Source organism: Burkholderia sp. Ac-20344, from assembly GCF_017104975.1.
Taxonomy (GTDB): Bacteria; Pseudomonadota; Gammaproteobacteria; order Burkholderiales; family Burkholderiaceae; genus Burkholderia.
This window is the reverse complement of sequence record NZ_JAAGPP010000002.1, coordinates 65,419-89,796: the sequence shown is the minus strand read 5'-3', so window position 1 is coordinate 89,796 and position 24,378 is coordinate 65,419. Positions and strand designations below refer to the sequence as shown.

13 protein-coding genes are annotated in these 24,378 nt (G+C 65.6%); 5 read left to right on the top strand and 8 right to left on the bottom strand.

Going from position 1 to position 24,378, the window contains the following annotated elements:
- The first annotated feature begins 4 nt into the window (after positions 1–4).
- From G3N64_RS01190 to G3N64_RS01175, 4 genes are all read left to right on the top strand, one after another.
- A complete protein-coding gene (locus tag G3N64_RS01190; protein WP_205781952.1) occupies positions 5–1,039 on the top strand; it encodes an acyltransferase in 1,035 nt (344 codons plus the stop codon).
- Between the two features lie 261 nt (positions 1,040–1,300).
- Positions 1,301–3,010 carry a ShlB/FhaC/HecB family hemolysin secretion/activation protein gene (locus G3N64_RS01185; RefSeq protein ID WP_241020705.1) on the top strand — a complete coding sequence of 570 codons (1,710 nt, stop codon included), beginning with the start codon at positions 1,301–1,303 and terminating at the stop codon, positions 3,008–3,010.
- Positions 3,011–3,186: 176 nt separating this feature from the next.
- Positions 3,187–6,606 carry a GLUG motif-containing protein gene (locus G3N64_RS01180; protein WP_205781950.1) on the top strand — a complete coding sequence of 1,140 codons (3,420 nt, stop codon included), beginning with the start codon at positions 3,187–3,189 and terminating at the stop codon, positions 6,604–6,606.
- A gap of 176 nt (positions 6,607–6,782) precedes the next feature.
- Entirely contained in the window at positions 6,783–9,833 is a 3,051-nt protein-coding gene (locus G3N64_RS01175; protein WP_205781949.1) for a GLUG motif-containing protein, read from the top strand.
- A gap of 147 nt (positions 9,834–9,980) precedes the next feature.
- Here the strand turns inward: G3N64_RS01175 and G3N64_RS01170 are convergent, their stop codons facing one another.
- The 4 genes from G3N64_RS01170 to G3N64_RS01155 form a co-directional block, all read right to left on the bottom strand.
- Positions 9,981–11,036 (bottom strand): fimbrial protein, encoded by a 1,056-nt coding sequence (locus G3N64_RS01170; RefSeq protein ID WP_260436433.1) that lies wholly within the window; start codon positions 11,034–11,036, stop codon positions 9,981–9,983.
- A 221-nt stretch (positions 11,037–11,257) separates the two neighbouring features.
- Positions 11,258–13,747 (bottom strand): fimbria/pilus outer membrane usher protein, encoded by a 2,490-nt coding sequence (locus G3N64_RS01165; RefSeq protein WP_205781948.1) that lies wholly within the window; start codon positions 13,745–13,747, stop codon positions 11,258–11,260.
- A gap of 90 nt (positions 13,748–13,837) precedes the next feature.
- A complete protein-coding gene (locus G3N64_RS01160) occupies positions 13,838–14,557 on the bottom strand; it encodes a fimbria/pilus periplasmic chaperone (RefSeq protein ID WP_124631996.1) in 720 nt (239 codons plus the stop codon).
- Between the two features lie 68 nt (positions 14,558–14,625).
- Complete coding sequence (locus G3N64_RS01155; RefSeq protein WP_260436432.1) at positions 14,626–15,222, bottom strand: fimbrial protein; 597 nt, start codon at positions 15,220–15,222, stop codon at positions 14,626–14,628.
- Between the two features lie 493 nt (positions 15,223–15,715).
- Between G3N64_RS01155 and G3N64_RS01150 the strand changes: the two genes are divergently transcribed.
- Positions 15,716–16,762 (top strand): fimbrial protein, encoded by a 1,047-nt coding sequence (locus tag G3N64_RS01150; protein WP_205781947.1) that lies wholly within the window; start codon positions 15,716–15,718, stop codon positions 16,760–16,762.
- Between the two features lie 61 nt (positions 16,763–16,823).
- Here the strand turns inward: G3N64_RS01150 and G3N64_RS01145 are convergent, their stop codons facing one another.
- The 4 genes from G3N64_RS01145 to G3N64_RS01130 form a co-directional block, all read right to left on the bottom strand.
- Entirely contained in the window at positions 16,824–19,838 is a 3,015-nt protein-coding gene (locus G3N64_RS01145) for a hybrid sensor histidine kinase/response regulator (RefSeq protein ID WP_205781946.1), read from the bottom strand.
- 79 nt (positions 19,839–19,917) lie between these two features.
- Positions 19,918–20,592 carry a response regulator gene (locus G3N64_RS01140; RefSeq protein ID WP_205781945.1) on the bottom strand — a complete coding sequence of 225 codons (675 nt, stop codon included), beginning with the start codon at positions 20,590–20,592 and terminating at the stop codon, positions 19,918–19,920.
- Between the two features lie 368 nt (positions 20,593–20,960).
- The gene (locus G3N64_RS01135; RefSeq protein WP_205781944.1) at positions 20,961–21,149 is read right to left on the bottom strand and encodes a hypothetical protein; all 189 of its coding nucleotides are present in this window, start codon (positions 21,147–21,149) and stop codon (positions 20,961–20,963) included.
- Positions 21,150–21,268: 119 nt separating this feature from the next.
- The gene (locus tag G3N64_RS01130) at positions 21,269–24,346 is read right to left on the bottom strand and encodes an ATP-binding protein (protein ID WP_205781943.1); all 3,078 of its coding nucleotides are present in this window, start codon (positions 24,344–24,346) and stop codon (positions 21,269–21,271) included.
- Positions 24,347–24,378 lie beyond the last annotated feature (32 nt).

Here is a 24,378-nt window from a genome sequence, read left to right as displayed (position 1 = left end):
CGACATGCAAACCTTCCCCGTCCAGACCGGCATCTTCCGGAACCTCCAGTGTGCACGCGCCTTCGCGGCGCTCGCCGTCGTCGGCTATCACATGGGCACGCTTCCGTTCGGGCAAGCCGGCGTCGATATCTTCTTCGTCATCAGCGGGTTCATCATGTCCGTCGTCGCGCCGCGCGAGGGGCACGCCTTCCTGCGCAGGCGCCTGATCCGGATCGTGCCGCTCTACTGGCTGACCACGCTGGGCGTGTTCGCGATCGCCGTCGTGAAGCCCCAATGGCTGAATTCGACGACGGCCGGCCTCGACTATCTCGTCAAGTCGCTGCTTTTCGTGCCATACGTGAAGGAGAACGGCCATTGGGGGCCGCTGAACCTCAACGGCTGGACGCTCGAATACGAGATGCTGTTCTATCTCGTCATCGCCGGATCGATGTGGTTCGTCCGCGCCCGCCATGCAACGACGTTCGCGGCGCTCGCGCTTGCGCTGTTCTGCGCGTACGTGGCCGCCGGCGGCCCGGCAGGCGAAGTCGCCGCCCATCTCGGCCAGCCGTTCGTGCTCGAATTCGGGCTTGGGGTACTCGCCTGCCGCCTGCTGGAAACCGGCATCGCCGGGCGTGTTCCGCGCTTCGCGTGGCTCGCGGCGGCCACAGCGGCGCTCGCTGCGATACCGCTCTCTGCCGCCCTGTTCGGCACGCCGGCCGGCTTTGAACGTGTCGTCTGGTGGGGCGTGCCGGCCTGCATGCTGATCGTCGCCGCGGTCGCGCTCGACCTGCGGGGCTGGACGATCGGGAACGCGATGCTCGCCCGCCTCGGCGATGCGAGCTATTCGATCTATTTGCTGCATCCGTATGTGATCGGTGCAGCGAACAAGATCGTCGGGGTGCGCCTCGACACCGGCACGTGGTCGGGCACAGCGGCCGCGCTCGCGACGCTGGCCGCTGTCTGCGCATGCGGCTGTGCCTGTCATGCGTGGATCGAGCGGCCGATGCTTGCTGTCTTGAAGCACCGGTTGTCGCCGAAGCGCCGTGCAGCGGCGTCTTGAGCACGGATGCGATTGAATCGAAGAATCTGACAAGAATGAATGATGGAAACAAGTCGCTCGTACTTGTTCCATATTCATCCACGGAACCATTTCGTACCATCGTCGGCAATCCAAACGGCCGGAGCGGAAGACCACGCTTCGGCCCAAAGGCGCAACCGTTCGAGGTCGAAAATCCATTTCATCCGTTCTCTCGACGCCGTGCCCGGGACGCCCCCGATGCCGGCGCAAGTACCCGCTCTTCCTCCCGCCACGCCAGCGGCCATGCCCGGTGCCTGGCCGTCCTGCCGCCCCGATCCTACCGTCCGAAAGCGCTCCCGCCCGTTCCGCATCGCGTGCCTGACCGGTCTCGCGCTGTCGCTTCACGGTCTCGCGCATGCACAAGTCCAAGTCCCCAATGCGGGACAGTCGCTACGCGACGTCGAGACGCTCCGCCCGGCGCTGCCCGCTCCGGCCGCGCCCGATCTCGCGATGCCTGCGCCAAGCGAAGCGCCCTCGCCTGCTGCGGCTGGCGGCCCACGCATTCCGGTCAGCGCATTCGCCGTTGAAGGCAATGCGGCCATTCCCGCCGCACAGCTCGACCCGCTGCTCGCCGATTTCGTCGGCCGCGACCTGAGCTTCGGCGATCTGCAGCAGGCCGCCAACCGGATCACGACGTACTACCGCGAACACGGCTACGTCCTCGCCCGCGCGTATCTTCCCCGCCAGGACATCGAACACGGTGTCGTGCGCATCGCTGTCGTCGAAGGCCGCTACGGACAGATCGAATTGCACAACCGCACACGCGTGCTCGACCGCGCGCTGCGGCAGCCGCTTGCGTCGCTTCAGCCCGGTGAGATTGCGCACGGCAACCGCCTCGAGCGCAGCCTCATGCTGCTGAACGAGATGCCTGGCGTCGATGCGAAGGGCACGCTGCGGCCCGGCGCCGAACCCGGCACGACCGATCTGGTGATCGATGCCGAACCCGGCCGCTTCGCCACCGGCTCGATCGAACTCGACAACTTCGGCGATCCGCTGACCGGCCGCTACCGCGCGACCGGCAGCGTCGACGTCAATGCGCCGCTGCGCGTCGGCGATCGCTTCTCGCTGCGTGGACTGACGAGCAATACGAATCAGCGCTATTACCGCACGTCGTATCAACTGCCCGTCGGCCCCGCATCGACGCGCGTCGGCGTCGCGTATTCCGACATGAACTACCGGATCGGCGGCAGCCTCAAGGACCTCCGCTACCACGGCGGCGCCGACGTTCGCTCCGCGTTCGTCACGCAGCCGCTGCTGCGCAGCAGGCGCACGAGCCTCGACGCGCAGGTCATCTACGAAAACAAGCATTTGCGCGACGTGTACGGCGCGTTCGACGTGGTCAACGACAAGACCGTCGACCTGTGGTCGTTCGGCGTAAGCGGCAACCATCAGGACACCCTCGGCGGCGGCGGCCGGACCGGCTTCTCCGCCACGCTCGGCATCGGCCACCTGAGCGGCAACGATCCGCTCGACATGGACTACTACGTCCATACCCAAGGCCAGTTCGCGAAGCTGAATGTCAGCGCGCTGCGGCTGCAGGCGCTCGGCGCGCGATTCCAGCTCTACACCCAATTCAGCGCGCAGCTGTCGTCGCGCAATCTCGACGCATCGGAAAAATTCAGCCTCGGCGGCCCGTACGGCGTGCGTGCATTCGCACTCGGCGCCGGCAGCGGCGATCAGGGCTGGCAGGCCACGGCCGAACTGCGCTATCTCGTCGCGCCCGGCTGGCAACTGAGCGCGTTCGCCGACACGGGCCGCATCCAGCTCAGCAAGCAGCGATGGTCCCGCGAGCGCAACACCGTGCCGCTGTCGTCGCTCGGCATCGGCGCGAGCTGGTTCGGCGCGCGCCATCAAATCAATCTCACCGCCGCGCTGCCGGTCGGTTACGCCGATCCGGTCGCGTCGGCTACACGGTCACCGAGTGTCTGGTTGCAAGCCGCCCAGTATTTCTGAGCGGTACACGACGAGCGGCCCGCCAGGCAGGAGCGAGCCGCAAGTAGCACGGGCGGCCCGTCGCCCGCATCGTCGAAAGCATGCGTCCCGCATGCCTTCGGCCTTTCCCGTTTCGTTAGGTATACGTATCGATACGAAGCGAACACCCTGTACCTTTCCATAGGAACAACAATCTCATGAACAAGACCTACGCACTGGTCTGGAACCAGACCCAGGGATGCTGGAGCGCCGTCGGGGAAACCGCGCGCCGCCGCGCCAAGCCCGGCAGCGCCAAGCGCGCCGCCGCCGTCCTCTCCCTGCTTGGCTTCACTGCCCTGCCCGCCTTCGCACTGCCCACCGGCGAGAACATCACCGCCGGCAAGGCCGACATCATTCGCGAAAACGACGGCAAGTCGATGTCCATCAACCAGCACACCGACAAGCTCATCACCAACTGGAACGACTTCAGCATCGCCGGCAACGAGCGCGTCGCGTTCCATCAACCCGGCAAGCAGTCGATCGCGCTGAACCGCGTGGTCGGCAACAACGGCAGCCAGATTCAGGGCCAGCTCGATGCCAACGGCAAGGTCTTCCTCGTCAACCCCAACGGCGTGCTGTTCGGCTCCGGCGCGCAGATCAACGTCGGCGGCCTCGTCGCGTCCACCCAGAACATCGCCGACGCCGATTTCCTCGCCGGCAACTATCGCTTCTCCGGTCACTCCACCGCGTCGATCGTCAACGACGGCCACATCACTGCCGCCGACGGCGGCAGCGTCGCGCTGCTCGGCGCGCGCGTGTCCAACAACGGCGTGATCCAGGCGAAGATGGGCCGCGTCGCGCTCGGCGCCGGCGACGCGTTCAAGGTCAACTTCGACGGCAACGACCTGCTCAGCCTGCAGGTCGAAGGCGGTGCGGTCGACGCGCAGGCCACCAACGGCGGTTTGCTGAAAGCCGACGGCGGCGAAGTGCTGATGACCGCGCACGCGGCCGGCAACCTGCTGAACGCCGTGGTCAACAACACCGGTACGATCGAAGCGAAGGGCCTCGCCAACCGCGCCGGCAAGATCACGCTCGACGGCGGCACGGTCAAGGTCGCTGGCAAGCTCGATACGAGCGCGGCCGAAGCCGGCGCACCGGTGGGCTCCGTCATCACGCGCGGCGAGCGCGTCGACGTCGCCGCCGATACCCGCATCGACACGCGCGCGGGCAACGCCGCCGGCACCTGGACCATCGAGGCCGCCAACGCCGGCGTAAACGGCGATCGTTCGATCGGCGCCGACACCCTCTCGCGCAATCTCGACACCACCAACGTCGCGCTGACCAACACGCAAGGCGACCTGACGGTCGGCGGCCCGGTCGCGTGGAACAGCGACCGCTCGCTCACGCTGACCTCGCGGAAGGGCAACGTCGATCTGCAGCAGGCGCTGTCCGCCACTGGCGCCAACGCCAGCCTGAACGTCAATGCCGCCGACAAGATCCGTATCAACGAAGCAGTCAAGCTCACCGGCCGCAATGCGCATCTCGAACTCAACGCGAAGAACGGCCATACGCTGAACAACAAGGCGGCCGTGACGCTGTCCGGCGACAATGCGTCGTTCCGCTCGAACGGCGAGGACTATAAGGTGCTGCATACGGTCGCCGACCTGCGCAGCATCGATGCGAACCCGGGCGGCCGCTACGTGATCGGTAACACGATCGACGGCGCGAACGCGAGCTTCCGCAGCATCGCGGCCGACAGCGCGTTCCACGGCGTGTTCGACGGCCTCGGCAATACGGTCAGTCGCCTGAACATTTCCAACCCCGGCAAAATCACCGTCGGCCTGTTCTCGCACAACGCCGGCCGCATCGCCAACCTCAGCCTGCGCGACATCGTGACGGTCGCATCGGGTCTGCCGTATGGCTCGCCGATTTCGGTCGGCACGCTCGCCGGCAGCAACTCGGGCACGATCTCGAACGTGACGGCCGAAAACGTCACGGTCTCGACGACCGGGCCCGCATTCGTCGGCGGTCTCGTCGGCTCGAACTATGGCGGCACGATCGAGCGCGCCAGCGTGTCCGGCCGCATCGACACCGATCGCTACGCGAATACGGTTGGCGGCCTCGTGGGCGAGAACCTGACGCTGCTGAACAAGCCGCCGGTCTCGGCGCTGATTCGCGACAGCCAGGCCGACGTGCGCATCAACGCCGCGCACGACGGCGCCACGGGCGGCCTGGTCGGGTACAACACAGGCATGATCGAGCGCTCGTCGAGTGCCGGCACCATCAACGCGACAGGCGCCAACGCGCAGGTCGGCGGGCTCGTCGGCATCAACGACGGCAACGGCATCGTCAAGCAGTCCTCGTCGTCTGCCAGCGTGACCGCACGCAACAATGCCGTGGCGGGCGGGCTCGTCGGCATCAACATGGCCACCATCACGGCATCGCGCGCCAGCGGCAAGGTCAGCGTCGGCGAACGCAGCGTCGCGGGCGGTCTCGCAGGGGTGAACCTGGGCGACATCGATTCCTCCACGGCCGACGGCGACGTGTTCGCGGCGGCGGCCAGCACGGTCGGCGGCCTCGTCGGCTCGAACAGCGGCCGAATCCGGACGTCACAAGCCAACGGCAACGTGACGGCGGGCAACAAGGCCGTGGCCGCGGGCGGCTTCGCCGGCTACAACGACGGCGACATCGACGCGTCGACCGCGACGGGCAACGTCGTCGCCGGTGCCGACAGCCTCGCCGGCGGCTTCGTCGGGCGCAACGGCAAGGCGGGCCGTATCCATGCATCCGTCGCGCAAGGTCACCTCCGCGCCGCGGGCCAATCGACGCTCGGCGGCTTCGTCGGCGAAAACCTCGGCTTCATCGAGACCTCGCAGGCGACCGGCAACGTGGACGGCGACCACAACAGCACGGTCGGCGGCTTCGTCGGCACGAACGGCGGCCGCATCGAGGCATCCGACGCATCCGGCGAAGTGGTCGCGGGCTACAACAGCACGGCGGGCGGCTTTGCCGGGATCAACGCCGGCACGCTCGATTCCTCCAACGCGTCGGGCAACGTCACCGTGCTGAACAACAGCTCGGCAGGCGGCCTCGTGGGGGTCAACACCGGCATCATCCGCACGTCGAGCGCCAACGGCAAGGTAGTGGCCGGGCAATCGAGCAAGGCGGGCGGCCTCGCAGGCCGTAACCTCGGGACGATCGCCGATTCCCGTGCCACCGGCGCGGTGAAGGCCGGCGACTTCTCGTCGGCCGGCGGCCTCGTCGGCGCCAACGAAAGCGGCGACATCGCACGATCGACCGCATCGGGCGACGTCGAAGCCGGCCGGCAGAGCCAGGTCGGCGGCCTCGTCGGCAGTCTGCTCGGGAAGATCGACCAGTCGCGCGCGACGGGATCCGTCAAGGGCGGCGACGCCAGCTACGTCGGCGGCCTCGTCGGCAGCAATGCCGGTGTCATCACCGCCTCGTCGTCGAGCGGCACGGTTTCCGGCGGCCGGTACGCGCGGTTGGGCGGGCTCGTCGGCGGTAACTTCGGCTTCGTCTACGGCTCGTCGAGCACCAGCCGCGTCGACGTGAAGGCTGGCTACGACCAGTCCTACGGCGCGCTGGTCGGCGTGAACTATGGCCAGGTGAAGCCCTGAGCCTGAACCCGGACGGTTCCGGCTCCGCCGCCTGAACGGCATGCCGGACGCCGTCGCCTGTTGCGAGCGGCCTGTCCGCTCGTAGCCGGCGGCCGCGAGGCCGCCGGTTGCCCCCTCCGGCCGACCGGCCTTCACGGTCGGCCGGGTTCATGAAACTCAATCTGGATAACGAAACGATGAACAAGACCTACGCATTGGTCTGGAACCAGACCCAGGGATGCTGGAGCGCCGTCGGGGAAACCGCGCGCCGCCGCGCCAAGCCCGGCAGCGCCAAGCGCGCCGCCGCCGCCCTCTCGCTGCTCGGCTTCACCGCGATGCCCGCCTTCGCACTGCCCACCGGCGAGAACATCACCGCCGGCAAGGCCGACATCATTCGCGAAAACGACGGCAAGTCGATGTCCATCAACCAGCACACCGACAAGCTCATCACCAACTGGAACGACTTCAGCATCGCCGGCAACGAGCGCGTCGCGTTCCATCAACCCGGCAAGCAGTCGATCGCGCTGAACCGCGTGGTCGGCAACAACGGCAGCCAGATTCAGGGCCAGCTCGATGCCAACGGCAAGGTCTTCCTCGTCAACCCCAACGGCGTGCTGTTCGGCTCCGGCGCGCAGATCAACGTCGGCGGCCTCGTCGCGTCCACCCAGAACATCGCCGACGCCGATTTCCTCGCCGGCAACTATCGCTTCTCCGGTCACTCCACCGCGTCGATCGTCAACGACGGCCACATCACTGCCGCCGACGGCGGCAGCGTCGCGCTGCTCGGCGCGCGCGTGTCCAACAACGGCGTGATCCAGGCGAAGATGGGCCGCGTCGCGCTCGGCGCCGGCGACGCGTTCAAGGTCAACTTCGACGGCAACGACCTGCTCAGCCTGCAGGTCGAAGGCGGTGCGGTCGACGCGCAGGCCACCAACGGCGGTTTGCTGAAAGCCGACGGCGGCGAAGTGCTGATGACCGCGCGCGCGGCCGGCAACCTGCTGAACGCCGTGGTCAACAACACCGGCACCATCGAAGCGAAGGGCCTCGCCAACCGCGCCGGCAAGATCACGCTCGACGGCGGCACCGTCAAGGTCGCTGGCAAGCTCGATACGAGCGCGGCCGAAGTCGGCGCACCGGCCGGCTCCGTCGTCACGCGCGGCGAACAGGTTCGCGTCGCACGCGGCACCACAGTCGACACGCGCGCCGGCGACACCGCCGGCACCTGGACCGTCGAAGCCGCCAACGCGGGCGTCGCACGCAACCAGGCCGACAGCCTCTATCCGGACGGCGCGTCGATCGACGCCGACACGCTGTCGCTCAACCTCGGCACCACCAACGTCGCACTGACCAACACGCAAGGCAACCTGACGGTTAGCGGCCCGGTCGCCTGGAACAGCGATCGCTCGCTCACGCTGACCTCGCAGAAGGGCAACGTCGATCTGCAGCAGGCGCTGTCCGCCACTGGCGCCAACGCCAGCCTGAACGTCAATGCCGCCGACAAGATCCGTATCAACGAAGCAGTCAAGCTCACCGGCCGCAACGCGCACCTCGAGCTCAACGCGAAGAACGGTCATACGCTGAACGACAAAGCCGTCGTGACGCTGTCCGGCGACAACGCGTCGTTCCGCGCGAACGGCGAGGACTACAAGGTATTGCATACCGTTGCCGACCTGCGCAGCATCGATGCGAACCTGGGCGGCCGCTACGTGATCGGCAACACGATCGACGGCGCGAACGCGAGCTTCCGCAGCATCGGCGGCGACCGCGAGTTCCACGGCGTGTTCGACGGCCTCGGCAACACGATCAGCCGGCTGTCGATCACCAACACCGGCCCGAACATCGGCCTGTTCGGGCAAAGCAGCGGCACGCTCGCGAACCTGACGCTCGATTCGCTCGTCGTCGACGGCACCTCGGCCGCCCGCGCTGCGTTCGTCGGTGGCCTCGTCGGCGACAATCTGGGCGGACACATCACCAACGTCACCGCGAAAAACATGAGCGTGTCGTACAACGGCAGGGACACGGTCCAGATGGGCGGCCTCGTCGGCCGGAACGTCGGGACCATCGATCGCGCGCGCTTCGCCGGGCGCGTATCCGGCAGCAACAACGCGTTCATCGTGGGTGGGCTGGTCGGCTCCAACGTCGGCACGATCGCCGACAGCGAAGCCTTCGCCGACGTCACGCTCGCCGGCCGCCCCGGCATCCCGCTCGACCAGGAGTTCAACCCTGACGTGCAGAGTGCCGGCGGGCTCGTCGGGATGAACGGCGGCCGCATCGTTCGCTCGTCGAGCGGCGGGCGCGTGTCCGGTCGCGACAACACGAGCACCGGCGGCTTCGTCGGCGTCAACTACGGCACGATTCGCGACGCGTCGACCTCCGCCACGGTCACGGCAGGCAAAGGCGGGTATGTCGGCGGCTTCGTCGGCAAGAACCGCGACGGCGGCACGATCGCGAACGCGTCCGCCTCCGGCTCGGTCACGGCCGCCGGTGCGAAGGCGATCGGCGGCTTCATCGGCGAAAACGCGCGCGGCACGCTGGACGACGTGCGCTCGACCGGTGACGTGACCGACCTCGCGAGCGGCCATGTCGGCGGCCTGGCCGGCGCGAACCGCGGCACGATCCGCAACGCGCACGCCACGGCCACGGTGAAGGCCGGCCGCAACAGCCACGTGGGCGGGCTCGTCGGTACCAACGACGGCACCGTGTCGAACGCGCGCGCCGAAGGCAAGGCAAGCGCAGGAGATGGGAGCGACGTTGGCGGGCTCGTGGGCCTGAACACGGGGCTGCTGGACACCGTGCAGGCCGCCGTCGACGTGACGGCCGGCAACGGTAGCCGTGCCGGCGGACTGGTGGGCGCGAACCGCGGCAACAAGGCGATCGTGCGTCATGCGTCGGCGTCGGGCAATGCTGCGGCGGACGACTCGAACGTCGGCGGCCTGGCGGGCCTGAACGACAAGGACGCCCTCATCGAGGATGCATCGTCCACCGGCACGATTGCGGGCACCCGTTCGAACCTGGGCGGCCTGGTCGGTGAAAACGCCGGCACGATCCGGGCCTCGACGTCGAGCAGCCGTCTGAACCTGGTGTCGCCGGTCTACGGCCCGTTTTACTGGGGCCGACTGGTGGGGTTCAATACGGAGAGCGGCCACATCGAAACCAGCTCGGCCAGCGGCCCGGGCCAGCCCTATTCGACGGTCGGCATGAGTTTCGGCAAGATCGACGGGCGGTGGCAGTACGGTCCCGTCGACTGATAATGGTGCGTTGAAACCGTAGGGTTTGGCGTGACGGCCCCCGCTCGTTTCAGAAGTGGGGGGCGGAAAAATCAATGGCCGGCGGCTTCGACAAAACTGCCGGCCATCTCGTTTCCGGTCCGAGCCATTCGAAACCGGCCCGCCACCTTACTGGTAGCTCATCGTAAAGGTCGCCACGGCATTTGCAGTGCCGACCGTCATATTCTGCTGCGTCTGGACGTAGCGGGCCACCAGCGGAATACTCACGCCCTGGTTCCCGTATTGGCCGACGAACCACTGCCCCGGATTACCCAGGCTGGACGAATCAGGGCCGTAGGACACCAGGGAACCGCTTGACTGACGCACGATTTGATACCCGACGCCGGTAGCGGTCGAGCCCTTGCTGAGCGATAACGTCGTGGATCGATTGCCGGGATTGGCAACGTCCGTCATCGTCATGAACATGCGGGTCGTCGCACCGGATGTGCCATTCGAGCAGTTCAGCTTGATGTCGAACGGCTTGTCCGCGCTCGTCGAGCCCACTCCGGTAAAACTCTTGACGTTCGTGGCGTTCATCGAGACGTTGATCGATTTCGTCTGGACACTGCAGGTCGGTACCCGTGGCTTGATCTTGATGCTCCCCGAAACGAAGAGCTGAGCCAGAACCAGCGAACGGCTCTCTGCAACATGTTGCGCGATCAAGCCGGTGATCTCGCCTTGAGCGGTAATCGGCCCTGTCTTGACGAGCTCGATTGTCGTATTTTGAATACCGTAAAGCGGAACACGTTGATAGGTTTCGTTATATCTATATGGATAAGAAACTTCCGACCACCCCCCTGAAGGCCCGTTCCAACGGAGCGTATTAACGAGTCTCACGCCAACACCAGAGACTCCTGTTGGATAGGTATTATATTGACCAACCGGCCCTATGCCGGTATATACCACATTCCCCAAGCTGGATTTGCACTCTACGCTACCTACACCGTTTTGATAGACGAGCGACCCAAAACTGGTCTTGAAGAGTATCGCCCCGTTCGGGACAGTTGGATCGAACTCGCCAACATCCCATGACGAGTATGCAACGGCATGGGTATCGTTAGGCCCGCCGCCATAGAAAGTACAATCTCCCACGGTCCCTCCCGCCACCGCGGAGCCGGCAATGGACATTGACAAGATGCCGCAAGAGACCAAAGCAGCAGTAGTAATCGATTTATCGTTTTTCACGATATACCCCACAGTTAATCGACGATCTTTCAAACTAAAGTACGAACAGGCTCTTTCCGACTCCGACTCGGGCATTCATCGACCCGGTTCGTCATGGCGTCCGCCCATCCCGATTCAGGTATTCACGCGTGCCTCATTGGATGAAGAACCGGGGGTGACGCGTGCGTCAGGCCCTACGCTCTCGACGCTTTGCCACGCGAAGCACGCGTTCTCGGCCGGGATCACCGCCCCGCCATCCTGCAACTCATCGCCACACGCTCGTACGCGACGGCCCTCTTCCGCGCCGGCAACGCATAGCCGCCTTCGCACGAACCCTCGCTCCAGCGAATCGACAACTGCCCCTGATCCCTGACGCCGAACACGAGCACGCGCGACGCATCGTCGACCATGCCGAGCACCTTGCCGCGCTCGTCGTAGGCGGTCGCACCGAACGGCACCTTGCCGCCGTTCGACGTCTTGACGTCGAACTGCACCCGGCGCCCCGTCTCGGCGGCGAACTTCGCCTTCACGATCGCACCGCGCGTGGGCACCACCGATTTCGCGTTGTCGGTCAGATCGGTATCGAAGCCGAGGCTCTCGGTATCGATGTTGAGCCAGTTGTAGCGATACGGCTGCGCATACGGCAGGATCGCGTAGCCGCTGCGATCCGTGCTGATGCTCGTCGACGACGAGAAGCGCGCGCCGCGCACGCCCGGCACTTCGACAATCGCAAACGTCTCGCCGACCGACTGACCCAGCGTAATCCCGCCGTGGTGCGCGACGATGGACCCGGCGGCCCCGACGTCCACGTGCTTGCCATGGCCCGACTGGTTGTAGTTCGTCGTCAGCTTGGCGAGCGGCGTGTCCCAGCCGAGGCCCACGCCGCCCGACCCGCCCGCGTGCTTGCGATAGTCGCCCTGCACCGAATAATTGACCGTATTCGATTCGTTCAGGAACCCGTTCACGCCCACTTGCGAGCTCACGTCGCCGCTCGTCGACGCAACCGTGTTCGCGAACAGGCGATGCGAACGCGTACCGCCGCCGAGCGGGATGCTGATCGACGCGGTGAACTGCGTGTCAGACCGGCCGAACGGCCCCGAATCCCGTGTGTGCGCCACCGCGACGCTGTAGCTGAGATTCTTCAGCGCGCCGCTGTAGCCGAGCTGGATGTTGCGGCTCGACCCGCCCTGGCTCCAGTAGCTCGTATCGCCGACGCTCGCGTACAGCGATCCGCTCGTGCCCAGCGACTGGTTGATGTTCAGGTCGACCCGACTCTTCTGGCGGCGAGAGCCGCTCCCCCACTGGCGATCGAGATCGTCGACGTGCTGGCTGAACGTGCGATAGCCGTCCGTCGAATAGCGATAGCCGACCATCGTGAAGGTCGTCTCCGTCGCAGTCAGTGTCTTCGAGTACAGGAACCGGAAGCTTTGCCCGCTCGCCTTGCGGCCCGTTGCATTCGACTGGCTGTGCGTGATGTCGAACGACACACCGCCAAGCCGCGAGTTGTAGCCGACCCCGAGTGCGACGGCCGCGTACCGCTCCGCGCCAATGAGGCCGCCGTAGCCGGTCAGATTGTCCGACACGCCGTAGATCAGCGTGCCCTGTGCGAATTTGGGCCGCGACTGGCTATAACCGCGGTACTGGCCGGCCGAAAACGCATAGCGCATCGTGCCGCGACGGATCATCACGGGCAGATACGAATACGACTGCCGATACGTTCGCACGCTGCCGTCGGATTCGATGATCCGGATCTCCAGGTCGCCGTTCGAGCCGCTGGGGTAAATATCCCTGAATTCGAACGCACCGGGCGTCACGGACGTCGAGTAGATCACATAGCCGTTCTGACGAACCTCGACGACCGCATTGCTTTGCGCGATGCCGCGCACGACCGGCGCATAGCCGATCTCGTTGTCCGGCAGCATCCCCGTATCGGAACTGATCTGTGCGCCGAGAAATCGCACGCTGTCGAAAATCTCGCCGGACGAATACACCTCGCCTGCCGACAGCCGCCCCTTGATGCGCTGCAGGTCGCGCTCTACGTAGCTGCGGTTCGCGGAGAGATCGGACGGGCTGCCGCGTCGCCATGACAGCGCCGATTCGTTGCGCAGCCGCCAGGGACCGATATTGATGCCGTTGCGCAGCCCGAGATACGCATAGTCGCTGCGGTACCCGGAATCCGTGTCGTGGCTGAAATTCGCCTGATAGTTCGAATAGGCGGCCGTAATCCCTTCATCCCACATCGAAGGATCGACATAGCCGCGTGCTTGCGTCGGCGCATAAACTTGCGGCACGCTGACATCGAGCGCCAGCGTGCCGACGTCGAAACTCGCCGACGCGCCATCGGCCAGAGAACCCAACTCGACCGGTGCATCGTCCGCCAGCCCCGCCTCCAGTTTGTGCTCGCGCTCGAGACGTTTCACGTCGACACCAAGCGCCTTCAGCAAGCCGTACGTCATCACCGGGCGAACCTCGCCCGACGCGTCGGACTTGAACAGGATCGACTCGCGCTTCGCCCGCCCCTGGTTCAACGACACGTCGACATCGTAGACGCCAGGCGCCACCGAGCTGCCTTTTTCGAAATACGAAAGCTCGACAGGACCGTCCCCCTTCTTGAGGAACATCTCGTTGAATTCGGCAGCTTGTGTGGCGTCCGGCGTAATGACCACGCCGAGCGCCATCAGACAGGATGCGCGCCGGCAAGCCTCTACGATTTTCTTGACAGTTGTGTTCATGCCTCGATTGCGCGCTCCCCGCATGTTTATTAATAAGTACAACGTATTTATTTGAATCGATCGGCCCGATCGAAACCGCACACTGGCGGGTTACTTCGTCACGTCGGCCTGCGTATCGACGGTTGCGCCAAAATCGTTGATCGACGTGAATTCGACCCTGGCGCCTCCGGGTATCGTCTCGCCGGAGAATGCCTTGATCGCCAGGCGCGCCGCGGATTTGGGCGCGATCATTTCAGTGACGACCGGATACGTGTTCGCTCCAACCTTGAGGCTCGCGTGGCCGAGCGATACGAAATACGGGGTGTCGTTGACGACTTCCAGCGCCGGCTTGCCGCCACTGTCGCGCCAGCGCCACTTCAGCTCCCCCGGCGCCGCTTCGGGTTTGCCCGTCAGATCGGCGGGCCGATAAAACAGCTTGATCCGCTGCCGCACTGCGATCTGCAGCGAGTTATCGTCCTTCGCCTTTTGCGGAATCTCCTGCACGCTGAGCCAGAACACCGATTCGCGATCCGTTGCCAGCCCTTCGCCCGCGTAAAAGATGCGCAGGATCTGTTGCTTGTCGCCACCGAGGCGGCTCAACGACGGGGTGATCGCGAATGGCAGGTCGCCGTTCGCGCCGTCCGGCAATTCGATCCAGGACTGAATCATCACGTCGTCCTTCGCCTGGTTCTTGACGACGACCGACGCCTCCTTGCTTTTTGCCGGATAAATGACGCGCGTGCCGGACAGCGAAATGCCGGCATGCGACGGAATGGACAGGAACAACATCGAGCCGGCCGCGACCAGCCCGGCAATGAGCGATTTCTTCATGGCGGATTTGAATCTGGAGGCGGCGACGGAACGGCGCGTGTGCCGTTCCGTCGCTCGATTGAAGAGGCTTACTCGTACGACAGCGTAAACGGCAGCGTGCCGTTGGCCGTACCGGCTGCGACCGTGTCGCCGTTTGCGACGTAACCTGCACGCATGTTCAGCGCGGCGGTGTAGGTCGGCGTCTCGGTCGTGCCACCCTTGACCAGCGGCCCATTGATCGTCTCGTTCGCCGCCAGGTTCAGCAGGTTGTTGTTGTCGTCATATAGACCGATACCGACACCTTTCGCCGTGCCCGACACCTTCAGCAACTTGTTGTTCTTGCCATCGATGCCCGAGCCGGCCAACGGGTCGAACTTCATCTTCACGAGCGTCAGGTCGGTTGCGGTGCTGCCGCAATCGAGGTTCAGGTTGATCGACGTACCGCCCGCGATGCCGTGACCGGCCGTGCCGCCGATCGAATCCGCACTGACCGTGCCGAGGTTGACCGCGATGTCCTGCTTGCCCTTCTGGCCGGTCACGTTCGTCCCTGCGCCGCCCGTGATCGAGCACGACGCCGCGGTGATGTTGCCCGTGAAGTTGATCGTACCGTCGGCGGCCATGGCCGAACCGGCTGCGAACACACCTGCGACTGCTGCGAATGCGAGAATCCTCTTGTTGAGAGCCACGATTTTCTCCAAATGAAACGTGATTGAATAACTCCTTATAGAGCGAAACGGATGATGCCAGTTCGCCTCGATTTAGTACCTAGTTTGCGAACGATATTAATTAAAATAAAACCAATACAAGTACGAAAAATGATTCCTCACTCACACGACACTTCCCCCGGAAAAATCCTTGAAATTTCCGAAAAAAGACAAACGAATAATAATTGTCTTATATTATTTTGATATGCATTAGTACGATTCCCATCTATAAGACCCCCATCCGTCGCTATCACTCAGACGATCCAAGCACTTGGCTTTTGTCCGCATCAAAATGACGCCGCACGTGCATTGAAACCGACATCGACATTCGGCGCGCGTTGATTTGGCGGTTGGATCGGGCAGCGCACTGTGCGAAATCGTCTCGCCGAAGCGCGTCAGTCTCATCACGACTGAATGCCGAATCCGGTGCGCCAACCCGACAAGTCAACATCTGAAAACGACAAGGTCATACTCCATGCAGTTCGCTATTCAATTTCGCAAGCCGAATCGTTCGGCATCGATCGTAAAAAGCTTCGCGATATTGCTGCTCGCCTTGGCGTGGCACGCCCATGCACAGGCGAAATGCATGATTTCACAGCAGTTCGTCGGCGAGGTGACAACTGCGGTCTACAGGGTGAGTTTCGGTACGTTGCCAAGCTTCGATCCCACAGTGCCTGACGGCACGGTGCTGGGCAGAGTGCAAGGCAGTATGGGAGACATATCCACCTCCATTAATGGCTGCAAGAACCCCGATACCGTCGGCCCGGCGGACTATACGGGCATTGGCGCGCTGAACAGCCGCTTCAATACGTATCCGACGAGCATCGCTGGCATAGGGATTCGGGTTGGCAACACGTACAAGAACACCAACGTCCAGTGGTGGGCCAACTACCGCGTCGATTACACCGGCTTTGCCGGCATCTTCTTCCTGCCCGACTATGCGTTCGTGCTGGAACTGGTGAAGACGGGCCCCCTCACGGCTGCCGGCGCCTTGAGCGGCGATATCGGCAAGATGATGCTCGCCACTCACGGTCAGGTCGCGATCCTCGTGCGCTTGGGCGGATCCGTCGCCGTCAAGCCGCTGGTTCCGAGTTGCACGGTCAGTACCCGAAAGATCAGCGTGCCGATGGGCAGCGTCGCGGTTGCGACCCTGAACCGGGATGGCGTCGGGCCGGGGCAGAACTTCGCGATCAATCTGCCGCGCACGGGCGGCACCCGGGGCGCGACGACCCGGATGTTCACCACGCTGACCGACGCGAGCCATTCCGGCAACCGGAGCGACGTGCTCGGCCTGACACCCGGCTCCACGGCAAAAGGCGTCGGCGTACGGATCATGAATCAGTCGACGCCCGTCTCCTACGGCCCGGACTCGAGCGCAGCCGGCAACCCGAATCAATGGTTCGTCACGGAAACCGGCAACCAAGGCGTCGACATTCCGCTCACCGCGCACTACGTCCGGACCGGCAACGTGACGGCGGGTACCGCTGATGCCGTCGCCACTTTCACGATGAGTTATCAGTAGTGCGGCCACGCGCGGGCTTCGGCCAGACCTGGCCTGAGCGCCGAACGGCTGCGCCCCGGAGTCAACGCTCGAGATGCCGTTCGATCTCGCTGCGGAACGCAACCCAGTGAGCCCGGAGCGCCTCGGCTCCGCCCTCGTTCACGATACGCTCCATGGCTGCGCAGGCGTCGCGCGCTTCGGTATTGTCGGCAAGCGCGAAGCCGCCCCGCATCGAGTGCAGCTCGATCCTGACAGGAGCGGCGTCGCCGCGCGGCAGCGCCTCGTCGATCGCCGCGAGCGAGCGCAGCGTCGCAGCCCGCAATTTCTCGCGGATTTCGTCGGTCATCACCGGCGGCGTTCGACCGCTGAAATCGGCCGGACGAGCGCCGGTCTCCGCCGCACCACGCCCCCCGTGCCGACGCAACACCGCCTCGAGCGCATCGATCGACAACGGCTTGAGCACGACTTCCACCGCCCCCACCTGCACGCAGCGGCGCCGGTCCTCGTCGGTCGCATGCGCGGTCATCGCGATCACCGGCACGGTCGCACCCTGCTCGCGCAGGAAATTCGCGAGCGCGAAGCCGTCGAGTTCGGGCATGCCGAGATCGGTCAGCACCACGTCGAACGGCTGCTGGAAGTACGCACGCATCGCCTCGACGCCATTCGCGACGAGCGTGGCGTCGCAATGCAGCGCATCCAGCTGATCGCGCAGCAGCGTGCGGCTCGCAGGATGATCCTCCGCCACGAGCACGCGCAGCGGGGTCTCGTCGTCCGCAAGGATCGGCAGCGGCGGCGCCCCGGGTTCCGGTTCGTCGAACGCGGCCCGCCACCCGTGCGGCGCGTCGGACAGCGGCAGCGACGCCGTGAACGTCGTGCCCGAGCCTGGCCGGCTCGCGACGGTCAGATCGCCCTGCATCAGCCGCACGAGACGCCGGCAAAGCGGCAGCCCGAGCCCCGTGCCGCCGAAGCGCCGGTAGATCGACGGATCGGTCTGAACGTACACATCGAACAACGTCGGCAGGCCTTCCGGAGGAATGCCGATCCCGGTATCGCGCACCGCGATCTCGACGCCGCGCCGGTCGCCCGATGCGCCGGCCAAGCGCGCATCGATCGTCACGCTGCCGTGCTCGGTAAACTTGATCGCGTTGCTGACGAGATTCGACACGATCTGACGCAGGCGGCTCGGGTCGCCGACGTAGCCGTCGGCCAGTTCCGGCGCGATCCGGCATTCGAGCGCGAGATGCTTCGCGTCCGCGAGCGGACGGAAGATCGCCGCGACGTCGTGCAGAACGGCACGCACATCGAACGGAACCGCTTCCAGCGCCATCTGGTTGGATTCGACCTTCGACAGATCGAGCACGTCGTTGATCACGCGCAGCAGCGCATCCGACGACGACATGACCGTCTGCAGCCGGCGCTGCTCCATCGACGGCAGCGTGGCGCGCGCCATCAGCTCGAGGTTGCCGACGATCGCGTTCAGCGGCGTGCGAATCTCGTGGCTCATCGTCGCGAGGAACGTCGATTTCGCCTTGTTCGCATCATCCGCCGCCATGCGCGCTTCCTTCAGTTTGTCTTCCGTCAGCTTGCGGGCGGTGACGTCGGTCAAGGTGCACAGCAACACATCGACGCCACGGAACCGGGTTCGCACGACCTGTGCCGCCAGATAGACCGTGTCGTGATCCGGGTGCTCGATCGCCAGTTCGTGCTGCATGACGCCGCGCCGGGCGCTGCTGCCTGCGTGGCGCTCGCGGTAGGCCTGCCAGATGCGCTTGCCGAGCGACAGCCCGGGCACGCCGCGGTCGTATGCGAGCACCGCATCGTTGCGCAGCATCGTCTCGCCGTCCGCCACCGACAGCAGCAACAGCCCGGCCGGCGCGTGGCGGATCAGCGTCCGGTTGAATGCCTCGCTCTCGATCAGGCGGATCGCGCGCCGGTTCGCCGGACGCAGCGCGCGGCGATCGAACAGCACGATCGTCGACCAGAGCAGCACGATGCCGAACAGCGCGGCGCCGAGCGTGACGCTCAAGCTGACGAGGGTTGCCGTCAATACGCTGCGCCACGAGAAAGTCGTCATCACGACGAGGCTGGCCCCGGGCAAGCGATCGTAGACGATGAAGCGCGCGCCGCGCCGTCGCACGGCCACGTTTTCGCCTAACGGTTCGCGCGCGTCGCGCAGCGCGCGCTCGATCATCGCCGGGTCGCGCTCGCGCCCGAAGACGATGTTCCCGCGCGCGTCGACGACCGCGACGTCCTCATCGTCGGAACGCGGCACCATCGCATCGTCGACCCGGTACGCCCCGTTGACGACGAGCCATCCGAACGGCCGTCCGGCCGCGTCGTCGAGCCGACGCGCGAACCGCACGACGTCCCGTCCGGACAACGGGTCGAAACGGCGATCGAGCATGACCAGCCGGCTCTGAATGAACGCCTTCTGTTTCGCGGCCCCGGTCGGCATCGTCCGGGCAATCAGCGCCGTCAGATCGATGCCCGGCCCGAGCGAACGGGCGCGTGCGACGAGCCCCGGCCCCACGACGGCGAGAAACCGGCCATCGAGCCCGATCAGGTAGCCACCGAACGGTTCGGTGTCGGATGTAAGCGCAGAGGGTTGCGTCGGGACCAACCGGTCGTCCTTCCGGAACAGGCCGAGCAACGCACCGAGATAGCCAGCATACGACGCGGCGGGGCGATCCGGCGTGATTTCCGCCAAGGCGAGCAGCGTCTCGCCACCCGCGCCGTTGCTTGCGCCCAGCACACCGCCCGCCGCCGAGAATTGTGTCAGCGCGTCGGGCGACGGCCGTGCGCCCTGATTCCAGAGCTGCTCGATCCGGCTCCCGTAGGTCGCCAGCACCATGTCGGCCGCCTGCATGCTCCCAAAGAACTGCGCTTCCCGGTACAGGAAAGTCGAGCGCGCCTGCGCGCGATAGTCCTGCACGTCGAGCCGCACGACAAGCGCGGCGCAAATCAGAATGAACAGCGTGACCGCGATCCCGCCGCCATACAGCAGGAACTGCTGCTGACGGCGCACCCGGCCGGGATCGAACGGCTTGCGGCCGGCATGGGCGACCTGGCTGGCGAATCGCTTCAGTTTGGCGGGCATCGACTATCGCGTGCCGAAACGTGTGCCGGCAGCCGTTGCTCGCCGCCGGAACCGACACCGGATCGCGCATCGCATGCCGCTATTCGCCGTGCACCGGCGCGTCGGCGCCGGGCATGTCCGGGAGCTTGCCTTCACTGGCGTAGCGGATCAGGTCGGCATCGCGCACGATGCCGAGCTTCTTCATCGCGCTCGACTTCTGCGAACTGATCGTCTGCTTGCTGCGGTGAAGCTGAACGGCGATCTCACCCACCGTCAGGCCGGCCCCGTAAAGTCGCACGACTTCGATCTCGCGGGCCGTCAGCACCCGTGTGCCCGACGACGACTCGGTGCCCTCCAGCAATTGCTTGACGAACGGAGACAGATAATTCGCGCCGACGTAAGCGGCGTGTACCGCGCCGACCAGATGCGAAATCGCGTCGGATTTGCTGAGGATGCATCCGACACCCTGCCGCTGAATCGCATGCAGCACGCTCGGGTTGTCGATCATCGTGATCGTCACGAGATGAAGCGCGGGATAGCGGCGCTGCAAAAACGACAGCAACGCGAGACCGTCGCCATACTTGCCGCCGGGCATCACGTAGTCGACGACGAGCACGTCGCTCTGCTGCTCGTCGAGCATCGCCACCAGGTCGGTCGAATTCGAGACAGTACCGAGCAGCCTGATCGTGCTGCTGCCCGCGAGTGCCTGCGACATCCCGAGTGCGGACGATGGATGATCGTCTGCCACCATCACTCGCACAAAAAATTCATCCATCTCTATTCTTCTCCCGATACACGCGGCCCGACGTGCCATGTTGTGCGACGCGCCGGGATTCGAATCCATCTCGCAACACGATCGCGTTGCGGTGTTCAGCGAACCGGGCGGTGCGCAGCGTAATTTTAAGATAATAGGCGGGTTCTGCGTTGCCTCAATGCGACGGAGTGCGACCGGGAGCACCGGCGTGCGGCCACGCACAGCGGCCGGGGCTCGACGCAATAGTCGCCTCGCCATCCGCCGTGACCGGGCAGGGCCTTGCTGCGGCAGGCCCTTTCGGCGATCCGCCGCCCATGCACGCCCAATCGACGGCGCCCCAACGCCGTCGATCCGTTCTGCCCTGCGGGGTGGCCCGAGCCGCAGCCTGTCTATCGTTTGTCCACTGACTTGCCCGGTTCATCCGCTCCATCGCCCGCGGCGTGCTGCCACTCGGTGATGGCCCGCCGCTTCTGCGACGGCGACATCATCATGAATTCGTTCAGCTTCGTGAGGAAATCCCGTCTGGATTTCTCCGGCAACGTCGCGAATCCAAGCAGCAGCCCGAACACCTTTCCCATATAGCGCACGGCCTTACCCTTCCTTCTTCAGTCGAAATCACGCGGCACCGGCACGATGCCGCGTGTCTGCCTTCCCTGTTTGACGCCGGCGGTCTGCGCTGCCTTCGCGTGTCGTTTTCTTATCGTCCCGGCCAATCCACCGCGGCCGTCATCACGCTCGATGTCGGCCGCCCATCCGCCAATCCGGCGGGCACGCCAGCCCGGCGCCGCCGCGCGATGCGCGCCAGACTGCGGCGCAGGTCCGCCAGCGTCACGGGCTTGGTCAACACGCATTCGACGTTCGATACCGCATAACGCCTTGCGTCGTCCGGCCCCAGGTGCGATACCACGGCGATCATGTCGCACGGCAGCGCGCGCGCATGGACGACCTCCGCCAGCTCACGGGCCGGCATGTCGGGCAGGTCGGCGCCGAGCAGCAGCACCTCCCATGCACCGTTCGCCAGCGTATCGAGCGCCGCCGCGCCGGACGACACGCAGCGGACCGTATAGCCGAGCACGTCGAGCTGTTCGCGGAAGATCGAGCCGTTGACCGACGTATCGTCGGCAACCAGCACCCTCAGCCCGCGCGCATCGGATGCCGGCACCGCCGGCACCGCCCGCCGGCCGGCATCCGCAGCGCCACGCGTCCCGCGCCGCGATTCCGCCGTCGCGACCCGCGCCTGCCCGATCGCCGTGCGCAGCCCGCTCAGCGAATAGCTCGACACGCGAATCGTGCGGCCCGCAACGTCCGGCTGCAGCGGGCCGTCCGGGGTGGCCAGCACGATCGGCGTGCCCCCCCCGAGGCTGTCGAGCTCGTCGCGCCGCCATCGATCGGAATCGCCGAAGAGCACGATCGCGTGAGCACGCGCGAGGCACCCGGCGGCCATTCCGATCGGACTCGGATGCATCGCGACATCGAAACCCCATGCGCGCAGATGGGGAAACGCGAACGTGCGCCACGCATCCTCCGGCGACACGACGATCAGCGTCTGCCCGGCGCCCGCGCCGACCGGACATTTCGGCGCAATGGCCATGCGCAACGGCAGGCGAACGGTAAACAGGCTGCCGACGCGCGGTGCGCTGTCGACCGAAATCGTCCCGCCCATCGCCGCGACCAGCCGATCGCACAGCGCGAGCCCGAGCCCCGTGCCGCCGTAGCGCCGCGTGATCGACGCGTCGACCTGCGAAAACAGCTTGAACAGCCTCGCCTGCTGCGCGGGATCGATCCCGATGCCCGTATCCTCGATGCCGATCGCGAGCTCGGGCGCGCCGCGCGCGTTGCGCCCCACCGCCACGCGCGCGACGACGCGCCCTTCGCTCGTAAACTTGATCGCGTTGCTCAACAGGTTGCCGACCACCTGCGCGAGCCGCGTCGGATCGCCGCGCATGCGCTGCGCGTCGCTCGCATCGATATCGGCAAACAGCGGTAACCCTTTCGCCTTCGCCACGGACGCGAACGCGGCCAGTTGGCGCTCCATCACGGCGATCACGTCGAACTCGATCGACTCGACCGACATCGCACCAGCCTCGATCTTCGAGAAATCGAGGATATCGCTGACGATCGCGAGCAGGCCCTCGGCCGATGCGCGCAGCGTCCGCACGCGGCTCTGCTGTGATGCGTCGAGCGCGGTACGTTCGAGCAGTTCGAGGTTGCCGAGGATCACGTTCAGCGGCGTGCGGATTTCATGGCTCGTCGCCGCGAGAAACGACGACTTCGCCGCATTCGCCGAATCGGCCGCGCGTACCGCTTCCTCGAGCTGATGCACGAGGCGGCGCTGCGCGGTGGTATCGGCGAAGACCGCGATCAGCACGTCCTCACCCTCGTAACGCGCGCCGTGCGCGATGATCTCCAGATGCAGCGGCGCGGCACCGTTTGCATCGAGCACGAGTTCGGTCATCATCGCCCGGCCGGCCCCGCCATTCGCGACGAACGCATCGTATTGCTCCAGCACCTGTGCGGTCAGCGCATGGTAATCGCCGCCGTGCGGCACACGCATCTGCGTCAGCGCATCGCTCGCCAGCATCACGCGGCGGTCGGACAGCGACACGAGGCCGATGCCGACCGGCGCCATCGCGATCACGCTGCGGCACAGCGCCTCGCTGTCGAACACGCGTGCCGAGCGTGCATAGACCGGCACAAGCACGCGCCGGTGGAAGCGCACGAGCAGCAGCCACATCACGGCGATCGCGACCAGCGTCGATGCCGCCAGTGCGGCGGCCTGCACACCGATGCCGGCCGCGACGTCGGCCCACGACAGCACATAGGCGATCGTCCAGCCGGTTGCGGCGAGCTTGCTGCCGAACACGATCGCGCCGTCGCGAAAGCGCGGCTCACCGGACACCGGGCCACCTTGCGCGACGTCGAGGTTCAACAAGCGCTCGGTGAGTGCGTTCGTGCGCTCGACGCCGGGCTCGATCGCGATCAGCCGGTTGTCCGCCGACGTGATGAAGAATGTGCCAGCCGGCGCACGCCCGGGCAGCCATGACAGCAGGTATTCCGGTGCGTACTCGGTGACCAGCACCGCGAACGGCAGGCCGCCTGCGCGCGCTTCGGCGGCGATCCGGATGCGCGCCTGCCCCGTGACGGGATTGACGTAGGGCGGCAGCCAGCGAACCTGCGGCCGGCCGTCGCTCGGTGCCGCGCCGCCAAAATCGACCCGCAGCGCCGCGAGTACCTGCGCGCGCGCGTCGGCCGACGCGAGCGCGGGATTGTCGCGCGACAGGTGCGGCACAAAACCGAACAGCCCCGTGCGCGTGCTGTAGTGGTAGCCCTCCAGCGTGCGCCCGCGATTGAGCGAGCTCGCCGCACAGATGCGCGACAGCATGAACGACAACGCGAGGTAGCGTGCCACCTCGGTTCGCTGCGCCGTCTGGCCCGGCACACCGACCACGAGCGACGGGTAAGGCTTGATCGCAAGCTGCTGGCCATTGGCGAAGAATTCGTGCACGACACCTGCCGGCGCCGCGCCGAGCTCGTGCCAGATCAGCTGGGTATTCGCGACGCCGTTGCGGAACGACGTCTCGGCTACCTGCACCTCGTCGACGGCTTCCTCGACGCCGTTCAGGAAATTGCGCCGCTCGCCGTCCAGATAGCCGTAGACGATCGACGTGATCCCGAGCCCGCAGGCGATCAGGATCAGGATCGTGACGACGATGCCGCCCCCGAACATCGAAATGCTCTGGTAGCGACGAATGGACTGAAGCGTGCTGTATGGCATGACTCGGCGTGACGGCGCCCGAGAGGCGGACA